At 69.1% G+C, this 11,438-nt stretch carries 10 protein-coding genes; 9 read left to right on the top strand and 1 reads right to left on the bottom strand.

The features are described 5' to 3' along the window. Positions 1-235: 235 nt before the first annotated feature. Genes HD599_RS09620 through HD599_RS09585 form a run of 8 tightly spaced genes read left to right on the top strand, consistent with a single transcriptional unit; the run spans position 236 to position 9,256 of the window. Complete coding sequence (locus tag HD599_RS09620; RefSeq protein WP_343061995.1) at positions 236-1,810, top strand: peptide ABC transporter substrate-binding protein; 1,575 nt, start codon at positions 236-238, stop codon at positions 1,808-1,810. Positions 1,811-1,841: 31 nt separating this feature from the next. Then, on the top strand, positions 1,842-3,242 hold the full coding sequence (locus HD599_RS09615) for a M14 family zinc carboxypeptidase (RefSeq protein ID WP_184236564.1): 1,401 nt from the start codon (positions 1,842-1,844) through the stop codon (positions 3,240-3,242). Next, positions 3,243-4,175: an ABC transporter permease subunit gene (locus tag HD599_RS09610; protein WP_184236561.1), complete on the top strand. Its 933-nt coding sequence runs from the start codon at positions 3,243-3,245 to the stop codon at positions 4,173-4,175. It abuts the gene before it with no gap. After that, entirely contained in the window at positions 4,168-5,067 is a 900-nt protein-coding gene (locus HD599_RS09605) for an ABC transporter permease (RefSeq protein WP_246376146.1), read from the top strand. Before HD599_RS09610 ends, HD599_RS09605 begins: the two co-directional genes overlap by 8 nt. A 15-nt stretch (positions 5,068-5,082) precedes the next feature. Continuing rightward, positions 5,083-6,495, top strand: coding sequence for a serine hydrolase domain-containing protein (locus HD599_RS09600; protein ID WP_184236558.1), 1,413 nt, complete (start codon positions 5,083-5,085; stop codon positions 6,493-6,495). Positions 6,496-6,522: 27 nt separating this feature from the next. Further along, on the top strand, positions 6,523-7,062 hold the full coding sequence (locus HD599_RS09595) for a GbsR/MarR family transcriptional regulator (RefSeq protein WP_184236554.1): 540 nt from the start codon (positions 6,523-6,525) through the stop codon (positions 7,060-7,062). Positions 7,063-7,079: 17 nt separating this feature from the next. Continuing rightward, entirely contained in the window at positions 7,080-8,723 is a 1,644-nt protein-coding gene (locus tag HD599_RS09590) for an ABC transporter ATP-binding protein (RefSeq protein WP_221420475.1), read from the top strand. Then, positions 8,720-9,256: a GNAT family N-acetyltransferase gene (locus HD599_RS09585; protein WP_184236551.1), complete on the top strand. Its 537-nt coding sequence runs from the start codon at positions 8,720-8,722 to the stop codon at positions 9,254-9,256. Before HD599_RS09590 ends, HD599_RS09585 begins: the two co-directional genes overlap by 4 nt. Before the next feature lie 62 nt (positions 9,257-9,318). Here the strand turns inward: HD599_RS09585 and HD599_RS09580 are convergent, their stop codons facing one another. Continuing rightward, entirely contained in the window at positions 9,319-9,807 is a 489-nt protein-coding gene (locus tag HD599_RS09580; protein ID WP_184236548.1) for a Dps family protein, read from the bottom strand. Positions 9,808-10,041: 234 nt separating this feature from the next. Here HD599_RS09580 and HD599_RS09575 point away from each other — a divergent pair, with 234 nt between their 5' ends. Next, complete coding sequence (locus HD599_RS09575) at positions 10,042-11,427, top strand: sensor histidine kinase (RefSeq protein ID WP_246376144.1); 1,386 nt, start codon at positions 10,042-10,044, stop codon at positions 11,425-11,427. The last annotated feature ends 11 nt before the right edge of the window (positions 11,428-11,438 follow it).

Below are 11,438 nucleotides of genomic sequence, written 5' to 3'. Positions count from 1 at the left end.
CGTCTCGTCCTGTCGAGCGCGCGTCGGGCCGGTCCGGTCCTGTCGGCCGGTCGAGGACGCGTGGCGCTTTGTTTCAAGAATGTAAAGGATTCAATACATTCTGAAACTTCATAACGACTAACCTCTTTGACGCCCCTAATGTGGCAGCACGACGGGGCGCGCCGCCCGGTCGCACACAGACGGCCGCAATGCACCGTTGCCGCCACGAGGAGGAATTATGAAGTTCAGTCCGAAGGTGGCAATCGCCACCGGGGCCGTGCTGGTTCTGGGGCTCACAGCCTGCTCCGCCGGTTCGTCCGACACCTCCAGCCCGAGCGACGGAACGCTCGTCTACGCCGTCGGAGAGCCTGACCACCTGAGCCCCGGCCGCCAGACCGTCGCCTTCGGCCAGGTCATGGCGCTCTTCGCACCCCTCGTGATGCTCGACGACTCGAACGAGATCACCTACGTGCAGGCCGAGTCGGTCGAGTCCGACGACGCGACCACGTGGACCATCACACTCAAGCCCGACTGGACGTTCCAGAACGGCGAGCCCGTCACGGCTCACAGCTACGTCGACGCCTGGAACTACACCGCCTACGGCCCCAACGCGTGGGAGAACACCGGCCAGCTCGCGGGCATCGTCGGCTACGACGACCTCAACCCCGTCGAGGGCAAACCGACGACCGACGCCATGAGCGGCCTCGTCGTGGTCGACGACCTCACCTTCACCGTGCAGCTCGACCACGCCGACAGCCAGTTCCCGCTGCAGATCAGCCAGTCGCAGACCGGCTTCTACCCGATGCCCGAGGCCGCCTACGACGACATCGACGCGTACGACCGCCAGCCCATCGGCAACGGCCCGTACGAGATGACCACCGCGTGGGAGGACAACGAGGAGTACACCGTCACGGCGTACGACGACTACGCGGGCGAGGCCCCGAAGACCGAGGCCGTGACCTTCCGCGCCTACGCGGACACCAACACCGCGTACACCGACGTGCTCGCCGGCAACGCCGACCTGCTCTACCTGCCCGCGAGCAAGATGACCGTCGCCGAGCAGGACTTCGGTGACCGCCTCTACGCGTTCGACGCCCCCGGTATCGACTACCTCGGCTTCCCGCTGTGGGACGAACGCTACTCCGACAAGCGCGTGCGCCAGGCGATCTCGATGTCCATCGACCGTGACGCCGTGAACACCGCGATCTTCGGCGGACTCTACGAGCCGGCGACCGCGTTCACCCCGCCGGCCATGGCGGGCACCCCCGAGGGCATCTGCGGCGAATTCTGCGAGTTCGACCCCGACGCGGCCAAGTCGCTGCTCGCCGAGGCCGGCGGATTCGAGGGCACCCTCGAGTTCGTCTACCCGGGCGGCATCGGCGTCGACAGCCTGTTCGAGGCGTACGCCAACCAGGTGCGCCAGAACCTCGGCATCGCCGACGTCGTCGCCACACCGACCACCGACTGGGCCGAGTACTACGACTCGCTCGTCGACTCGAGCGTCGCCGGACCGCATTTCGGCCACTGGGGCGCGCTCTACCAGAGCCAGCAGAACACGCTACGGGCGCTGTTCACCCTCGACGGCGGCTGCACGCTGTGCACCGGCAACTACACGAACCCCGAGGTCGACAGCCTGCTCGCCGAGGCCGACTCGGCCCCGACGCAGGAAGAAGCCGAGGCGAAGTACGTCGCGGTGCAGGAGGTCGTGCTCGAGGACTTCCCGGTCGTGCCGACGTTCTCGAACAAGTACGCCTACGTCACGAGCGACAAGATCGCGGAACTCCCGGCCCTCGCCGGCAGCCCCGTGATCGACCAGATCACGCTCAAGTAGTAGAAACCCTCCCCAAGAAATACGGTTCCACGTGACATCCAGCACCACCGGCCCGACGTTCGGCTCGACGGAGGACATCCTCCGTCGGGCCGGGCTCGTGCCCGCCATCGAATCCTTCCCGCTCGTCGACGACCTCTGGGCACGGTTCGCCCTCATCGCCGAGCAGCACCCCGATCTGGTCTCGAGCCGGCGGGTCGCCACGAGCCGCCGCGGCGAACCGATCCTCGCCTACACGGTGGGATCGGGGAGGAAGAACCACCTGATCGTGGCGGGGGTGCACCCCAACGAGCCGATCGGCTCATGGAGCGCCATCCACCTCGCCGAGACGCTCTGCGCCGACGCCGAGCTGCGCGAGTCGCTCGACGCGACGTGGACGATCGTGCCGAGCATCGACCCCGACGGAGCCCGCCTCAACGAGGGGTGGTTCGAGAACTCCGGAGACCGCAACTTCTACGCCCGCCGTTTCTACCGGCCGGCCCCGGAACACCAGATCGAGTGGTCGTTCCCGGTCAGTTACAAGAACCTCTACTTCGACGAGGTGCTGCCCGAGACCCTGGGGCTGATGCGCCTCATCGACGAGCTCAAGCCCGACCTCTACGTGAGCCTGCACAACGGCGAGATGGGCGGCGTGTACTACTACCTCTCCCGTCCGGAACCCGCGCTCTACGGCATCCTGCACGCGATCCCCGAGAGCCTCGGCCTGCCGCTCAACACCGGCGAACCGGAATCGCCCGTTCTCGAGGAGTACGCGCCCGCCATCTTCGGCACGGGCACCATGGCCGAGGCCTACGACTACCTCGAATCGCTCGGGCTCGACCCGACCGAGATCGGCGGCGGATCCTCGTCGAGCGAGTACATCCTCAAGTACGGCACCCTCGCGGTCGTCGCCGAGCTCCCGTACTGGTCGCACGTCGACGCCGACGACCAGACCGAGCTCGCCGAGAGCTACGGAGAGCTGGTCGGCCGCACCGGCAACGACATGCGAGCGACCGGCCTCGCCCTCGTCGACATCCTCGAGCGCGCCAACCCCCACCTGACGCTGGACACCCCGTACCTCTACGCGTCGCGCGCGTTCGTGCCGATGCTCGTCGGCATGGGGGAGCGCGACGAGGTGCGCTCGAAGCTTCCCGAGGCCCAGCGGCCCGCCACGGTCGCCGAGAGGTTCGGCTGCGAAGACGTCGTCACGATGTTCAAGCTGCGCTACGGCGGCATGCTGCTGCGCGCCCTGCAGGCCGAGATCGTGGCCGGCGTCGCGCCGGTCGCCGTGCACCGGCTGGCGGCAGAGCTCGACACTCTCTACACGCGGTGGCAGACGGATGCCGCGGCAGCCGACACCGCGGACGTGATCCCGATCAACAAGCTGGTGGGGGTGCAGTACGGGGCGATCCTCGCGGCGGCCGTGCACCTGACCGGCTCGGGCGAGCAGGCCTAGGTGAAGACGGCCTGGGGCGTCGCCCGCCGCATCGGCGGTCTCGCCATCGTGTTCTTCGGCGTGACCTTTCTGATCTACTTCTGCGTGTTCGCGCTGCCCGGCGACCCGATCCGGGCGCTCGCGGGCGACCGCCCGTTGAGCGAGGCCACCGTCAACACGCTGCGGGCGCGCTACCACCTCGACGAGCCGCTCATCCAGCAGTACCTGCGCTACATCGGCGGGCTGTTCCGGGGCGACTTCGGCGTCAACTTCGACGGCCGCTCGGTCGGCGAGCAGATGGCGTCGCGCTGGCCGGTCACGATCGCCCTCGCGCTCACCGCGTGGGTGATCCAGATCCTCCTCGGAGTGGTGCTCGGCCTCGTCTCCGCGTTGCGCGAGGGCAAGGCGCTCGACAAGGGCATCCTCGCGGCGACCGTGCTGCTCAGTTCGCTCCCGGTGTTCGTGCTCGGCGTCTCGGCGCAGCTCGTCTTCGGCGTGAAACTGGCCTGGTTCCCCGTCGCCGGCACCTCGGCTGGCTGGCCGGGCTCCTACCTGCTGCCCGCCCTCGTCATCACGGCGTTCGGACTCGCGGCGATCTCGCGTCTCGTGCGCTCGTCGGTCATCGAGAACCTCGAGGCCGACTACGTTCGCACCGCGTGGGCCAAAGGGCTCAGCGACCGGCGCACCGTGGGCGTGCACGTGATGCGCAACTCGCTGATCCCGACCGTCACGTTCCTCGCCACCGACCTGGGCTACCTGCTCGGCGGTACCGTCATCATCGAAGGCATTTTCAACCTCCCGGGGGTGGGCAACCTGTTGTTCCAAGCCATCCGAGCACACGAGGGGCCGACCGTGGTCGGCATCTCCACGTCGCTCATCCTGATCTTCCTCGTCACGAGCGTGGTCGTCGACGCCGTGCACGCCCTCGTGGATCCGCGGGTGCGCCTTGACTGACTCCCTCGCCCAGGTCTCCGCCGCCTCCCTCGACGGAGCGCCGCTGCGCCGCAATCCGTGGCGCGTGCTGCGGCGCCGCGCGTCGTTCTGGATCCCGGCCGTCGTGCTGGCGGTGCTGGCCGTGATCGCCCTCGCGCCCGGCCTGTTCGCCGGGCTGTTCGGCAACGGCGACCCGCGGGTCTGCGACCTCGGCGCCAGTGGGGCCGCGCCATCCGACGGCCACCCCTTCGGCCAGGATCTGCAGGGCTGCGACGTCTTCGCCAACGTGGTCTACGGCGCCCAGGCGTCGCTCTCCATCGGCGTGCTCACCACCGCGATCGCGGTGCTCGTCGCCATCGTGATCGGCACCCTCGCCGGCCTCTACGGCGGTGCGCTCGACTGGGTGCTGTCGCGGGTCACCGACGTGTTCCTCGGCTTCCCCTTCCTGCTCGGCGCCGTGGTACTGCTCAACAGCATCGGCGACCGCTCGGTCATCACGATCTCGCTCGTGCTCGCCCTGCTCGGCTGGGGCACCATGGCGCGCATCGTGCGCGGCTCGGTGCGCTCGGTGAGGGGAGCGGACTTCGTCGACGCCGCGCGCACCATGGGGCTCAGCACCTGGCGCATCGTCACCCGTTACGTGCTGCCCAATGCGCTGTCGCCGCTGTTCGTCGTCGCGACCATCGCGGTCGGCGCCACGATCGTCGCCGAGAGCTCGCTCACCTACCTCGGCATCGGCCTGCGCGCTCCCGCGATCTCGTGGGGGCTGCAGCTGGCCAGCGCCTCCGGGCAGTTCCAGAACAGCCCGCACCTGCTGATCTTCCCGGCGGCGTTCCTCGCCGTCACGGTGCTCAGCATCATCACCCTCGGCGACACGCTGCGCTCCGCGCTCGATCCCCGCCGTCAGAACTAGCCGTCAGGAAGCACCATGACCACCTCCGCCGTCGCCACCATCACCGCCGTGCTGCCCTACATCGACTCGTGGCTCGAGTACCGCGCGTGGAAACTCCGCGTGCCCGGCGTGCAGGCCGCCGTCTACTTCGACGGCGAGACCAGGTTTTCGAAGGCCTACGGGTTCGCCGACGTCGAGGCGGGCGTACCGCTGACCACCGGGCATCTGTTCCGCATCGCGTCGCACTCGAAGACGTTCACCGCCACCGCGATTTTGCAGCTGTTCGAGGCGGGCAAGCTGCGGCTGGACGACAGCGCGGGCACGTTCGTCCCGGAGCTGGTCGAGGCGGGGTCGCCCGTCGCCGACGTGACGGTCCGCGACCTGCTCGAACACTCGGCGGGCGTCATCCGCGACGGTCTCGACGGCGACTACTGGCAGCACTCCCGGCCGTTCCCCGACGAAGCCGAGCTCATCGCCATGATCCTCGACGGCGGCGACAAAGCCCTGCCCGGCGAGGGGTTCAACTACACCAACATCGGGTACTCGCTGCTCGGCCTCATCGTCGCCGCGGTCTCCGGCGTCAGCTACAACGAGTACGTCACGACCGAGATCGTCGGCCGGCTGGGGCTCGCGAACACGGGCCCAGAATTGGATGCCGCCAGGGCAGACGAGTACGCGGCCGGGTACACCGGCTTCCACACCTCGCTGGTGCGACGCCGCGTCGACCACGTCGACACCCGCGCGATGGCGGCGGCGACCGGGTTCTACGGCACGGCCGACGACCTCGTGCACTACTTCGCGGCCCACCTGCCGGGCGACACCCGCCTGCTCGGCGATGCGAGCAAGCGCCTGCAGCAGCGCGAACACTGGCAGAGCGACGCGTCCGAGCCCGCGTCGGCGCACTACGGCCTCGGCATGATCATCGAGAGAATCGACGGGCACCGCGTGGTCGGCCACTCCGGCGGCTACCCGGGGCACATCACGCGCTCGTTCTTCGATCCGGCGGCCGGTCTCGCGATCTCGGTGATGACGAACGCCGTCGACGGTCCCGCGAGCGAGCTTTCCAGCGGCATCCTGCGTCTCATCGACGCCGCGCTGGTGCAGGCGCCCGCGCTCACGCTCGGCCCGGTGACGACCCCGAGCGACATCGACTCGTCTCGCTTCACCGGCCGATTCGCCAACATGTGGGGCGTGCAGGACGTGGTGCAGCTCGGCGAGCGGCTCGTGGCCCTGTCGCCCGGGTCGCCGAACCCGCTCGACGGGCTCGAGGAGCTCGAGATCGTCGACGAGAACACCCTGCGCTTCCGCTCGGGGAGCGGTTTCGGTTCGGTCGGCGAGCTCATGCGGTACGAGTTCGACGCCGAGGGAGCCGTGACTCTCGTGCGCGGCGGTGGCGGCATGAGCATGCGGCCGTTGGAACGGCTCGGGGAGCCGCACCCGCTCCCATAAGCTGGCACAGATCACTGAGGAGAAGTCATGACGAACGACGAATCGCCGCCCACGGCCGCGGAAATCGATCCCGAAGAACAGCGTCGGCGCGCCTACGCCGACGAGTTCGGGGCCCTGCTCTCCAGCGCGGGTTCGCCGACGATGGACGGCCGCGTACTCGGCTACCTCATGATCATGCAGCAGCCCTTCATCTCGTCGAGCGACCTCGGCGCCGTGCTCAACGCGAGCGCCGGCTCGGTCTCGACGAGCACCCGTCGCCTGCTCGAGATCGGCTACATCAAGCGCCACGTCGTGCCCGGCGACCGCAGCCACTACTTCCGCGCCGACCGCGACATCTGGGGATCGTGGCTCGCCGGCGAGCGCCGCTACCTCGACCGCGAGCGCGAGCTCATCGACTACGGGCTCTCGATTATCGACCTCGACGACGACAAAAACGCCGACGCGCGCGAACGACTGACCAACGGCCGGGACTACTTCGTCTGGGTCGCCAGCTACCACCGCAAGATGCTCGTCGATTGGGAAGCCTTCAAAGCCGCCCGTGACGCGGGCGAGCACACCGAATCCTGAACCCGAGGAGAACCGACATGACCGAACCCGTGCTGAGCGTCACCGACCTGCGCGTCGTCTTCGACGTCGACGGCCAGGAGCAGACCGCGGTGAAGAGCGCGAGCTTCGAGGTGCGCCGGGGCGAGGTCCTCGCCATCGTCGGCGAGTCCGGCTCGGGCAAAAGCGTCTCGGCGATGTCGATCCTCGGGCTGCTGCCCCGCAACGCGACGGTCAGCGGCAGCATCCGCTTCGACGGACGCGAACTGCTCGGTCTGCCGAAGAGCGAGCTGCGCGCCATCCGCGGCGCGCGCATCGCCATGATCTTCCAGGACCCCGCCGCCGCCCTCAACCCCGTGTTCACCATCGGGTTCCAGCTCGTCGAGGCCATCCGCGAGCACAACCGTCACCTGTCCAAGGCGCAGGCCCGCCAGCGCGCGGTCGAGTTGCTCGAGTCGGTCGAGGTGCCGGAGGCCGTGAAGCGCCTCGGCTACTACCCGCACCAGCTGTCGGGAGGCCAGTGCCAGCGCGTCATGATCGCGATGGCGCTCGCCTGCGACCCCGAGCTGCTCATCGCGGACGAGCCGACGACCGCGCTCGACGTGACCGTGCAGGCCGAGGTGCTCGAGGTGCTGCGCTCGATGCGCGAGCGGCTGTCCGCGAGCATCCTGATCATCACGCACGACATGGGTGTCGTCGCCGACATGGCCGACCGCGTCGTCGTGATGCGCCGCGGCGAGGTCGTCGAGACCGCGCCGGTCGAGTCGTTGTTCGCGTCGCCCACCGCCGTGTACACCCGCGAGCTGCTCGACGCCGTGCCCCGGCTCGGTGCCCGCGAGCCGGCAGAACAGGGTCGGGATGCCGCGGCTCCCGTGCTCGCCATCGAGAACCTCACCGTGGAATTCGGAAGCGCCCTGCGCAAGAAGTTCCGCGCCGTCGACGACGCGTCGCTGACCGTGGGCCGCGGCGAGATCGTCGCACTGGTGGGGGAGTCGGGCAGCGGCAAGACCACTCTCGGCCGGGCGGCTATCGGGCTCTCGCCGGTCACCGGGGGCACGGTCGCCGTCGAGGGGCTCGACCTCAGCACGGCGACGCGCGCCGAACGCCACGCCATGCGCCAGCGCGTCGGCGTCGTGTTCCAGAATCCCGCGACCTCGCTCAACCCGCGCTACTCGATCGGGGAGACCGTCGAAGAACCGCTGCGCGTGCACCTCGGGCTGCGCGGCTCGGCCCTGCGCGACCGCGCCGACGCCCTGCTCGCCGACGTGGGTCTCGGCGGCTCGTGGCGTGAACGCTACCCGCACGAACTCTCGGGCGGACAGCGCCAGCGGGTCGCCATCGCCCGCGCGGTCGCGCTCGACCCGGCGCTGCTCATCGCCGACGAACCGACGAGCGCGCTCGACGTGTCGGTGCAGGCGAAGGTGCTCGACGTGTTCCGTGAGCTGCAGCAGCGGCTCGGGTTCGCCTGCCTGTTCATCAGCCACGACCTTGCGGTCGTCGATTCGCTGTGCGATCGTGTCGCGGTGATGCAGAACGGCGTGATCATCGAGCAGGGCGAGCGCGAGCGAGTGCTCACCGCCCCCGAACACGCCTACACGCGCCGGCTGATCCAGTCCGCGCCCGTTCCCGACCCGGTCGACCAGCGCGCGCGACGCCTCGCGCGCCTCGCGCCGCTCGCGGGGTGAGTTCGCTGTCGGTCGACGTGCGCGAGGGCCTCGTGCTCGAACCGCAGCGCGCCGCGATCGCCGACGAGTACTACGCCCTCGTCGAGCGCAACATCGAACGCCTGGCCCAGTGGGAGCCCTGGGCGTTGCTGCCGCAGAGCCTCTCCGGAATCCGCCTCTACCTCGCCTGGCAGTCGCAGGCCCGCACCTCGGGAACCGCCGAGTCGTACGCGATCCGCCTCGACGGCGCGCTCGTCGGCAGCTGCTCGGCCCGCATCGACACAGCGGAGGGCACCGCCGAGATCGGCTACTGGGTCGACGCGGCGGTCGAGGGTAGGGGAATCGCCGCGGAGAGCGTGGCCGCGCTCGTCGACCGGATGACGGCGCGCGCCGACATCGGGCGTATCCAGGCGCGGACCGCGGCGCACAATACGCGCAGCCGGGCGCTGCTCGAGCGGCTGGGATTCGAGTTCGAGGGTGTGCTGCGCAGCTCGCAGCTGCTCGGCGACCACCGCGTCGACATGGCGATGTACGCGCGGGTTAAAGAGGATTGAGCCTGTCGAAATCCCCTCCGGTGTTAGCCGGGAGGGATTTCGACAGGCTCAATCCGCCTGAACTACTTCGTCGCGAGGTGCGCGAACAGGAACCAGCGGTCCTTCTCGAGGCCGCGGGCGATCTCGATCGCGACATCCTGGCTCACGGCGTCGAGCTCGGCGAGTTCGGCGACGGCGGTGCGCACGGTGACGAGCGTCGCGTCGATCGAGGCGATGACCTGGGCGATCGTCGCGTCGGACTGCTGGAAGCCGGCGGCGAGCGGCGGGTTCGTGGCCTTGGTGCCGACCGTCTGGATGCGGACGTCGAGGGGGAGTCCGAGGGCGACTACGCGCTCTGCGGCGGTGTCGGCGTAGTCGTGGGCGTGCTCCACGACCTCGTCGAGGAGCTCGTGCACGGCCTGGAAGTTCGCTCCGCGAACATGCCAGTGCGCCTGCTTGCCGTCGACGGCGAGAGCGGTGAGGTCGACGACCACCGGGCCGAGGAACTGGGCGACGCCCGAGACGATGTCGGCGTCGATGGAACTCTGGGGAACGGCCTGTACTTCAGTCATTGTGTGACTCCTTAATCGCTCACTGTGTGACGCTCACGAGTGGCGTCTGCTTCTGTTACAACGGTACTCAGGCCTGTATATTCCGCAAGCAAGCTGAGGCACGGCTAACGAAGCTGACACTTACTTAGGCCGCGCTAACCCGCCGATCGGGGCCGTCCACACGGGGGATAACCCCCTCTCGCCCGGTGTGCTGCCCGGCTACTCGCCGTGGGCCGGTTTCGCTTGGCTGGACCCATGACAATCGCCGAACCGACACAATTGACACCGACGCCCATGACTCCGACATCCGACACCTCCGGCCCCCTCGCCCGCTACGGGCACATGTGGCGGTTCGTGCCCCGTGAGCTCGGCTTCCTCGCTCTCACCTTCCCGGTCGCCCTCGCCGGATTCATCACGACCATCACCCTCGTCACCACCGGCGCTGGCACGATCATCACCTTCTTCATCGGCGTCTTCCTCGTGATCGTCGCCCTCTACGTGGGACGCGGGTTCGGCACGCTCGAGCTCGTGCGGCTGGGCTGGGCCGGCCGTCGACAGATCGAGAGACCGCAGTGGCCGGATGCCGCGGCGACGGGTTTCTGGGGATGGATCAAGGCGATGCTCGGTTCGGGCCACTACTGGCTCTACCTGCTGCACACCGCCGTGATCAATGTCGTGGTGTCGTTGGTGACGTGGACGATCACGGTCGTCTGGGTCAGCCTCGCCTTTTCCGGGCTCACCTACTGGTTCTGGGAGTACGTGGTGCCGGGCAGCGGCGTCGACTGGAACATCGGCGCCCAGTGGTTCGGCAACACCCCCGTCGGCGAGTTCGTCGGTGCGACCGTCGTGGGCCTCCTCGCCGCGGCGACCCTGCCGTTCGTCACGCGCGGACTCGTGCTGTTGCACGACCTGATCGCCCGCGGCATCCTCGGCGCCTTCGCGTCGGACGCGCTGCGTCGGCAGGTCGGCGACCTCGAGGCGTCGCGCGGCGCCGCGATCTCGGCGGAGGGCCACTCACTGCGTCGCCTCGAACGTGACATCCACGACGGGCCGCAGCAGCGACTCGTTCGTCTGCAGATGGACCTCGCCGCCGCCGACCGCCAGCTCGCCACTGACCCCGAGAAGGCCCGCGCGCTCATCGCCGAGGCCATGCAGCAGTCGAAAGACGCGCTCGAGGAGCTGCGCTCGCTCTCGCGCGGCTTCGCACCTCCGATTCTGCTCGACCGCGGGCTGGTCGCGGCGCTCGAGTCGTCCGCGGTGCGCAGCACGGTGCCGGTGCGGGTCGTCTCGACCCTCGACCCCGAACTGGCGCTGCCGCAGGAGATCGAGCGCAACGCCTACTTCGCCGCGAGTGAGGCGCTCGCCAACGCGGCGAAGCACTCCGGCGCCACCGAGGTCACGGTGACCGTCGAGACGCGTCGGGTGCCGGAGACGGACGACACCTGGTTGACCGTGACGGTCGCCGACGACGGGCGTGGGGGAGCGGTGGCCGTCGACGGCCACGGCCTCGCCGGACTCGACGAACGGCTGCGCGGCATCGGCGGCGCTCTCGAGGTGCAGAGCCCGGTCGGCGGACCGACCGCGGTCGTCGCCCATCTTCCGCTCGCCGCATCGGTCGCGGGGTCGGTGCGCACGCCGTAGCGGCACGTACG

It is taken from the genome of Conyzicola lurida, from assembly GCF_014204935.1.
Lineage (GTDB): Bacteria > Actinomycetota > Actinomycetes > Actinomycetales > Microbacteriaceae > Conyzicola > Conyzicola lurida.
This window is presented reverse-complemented; position numbering and strand designations above follow the sequence as displayed.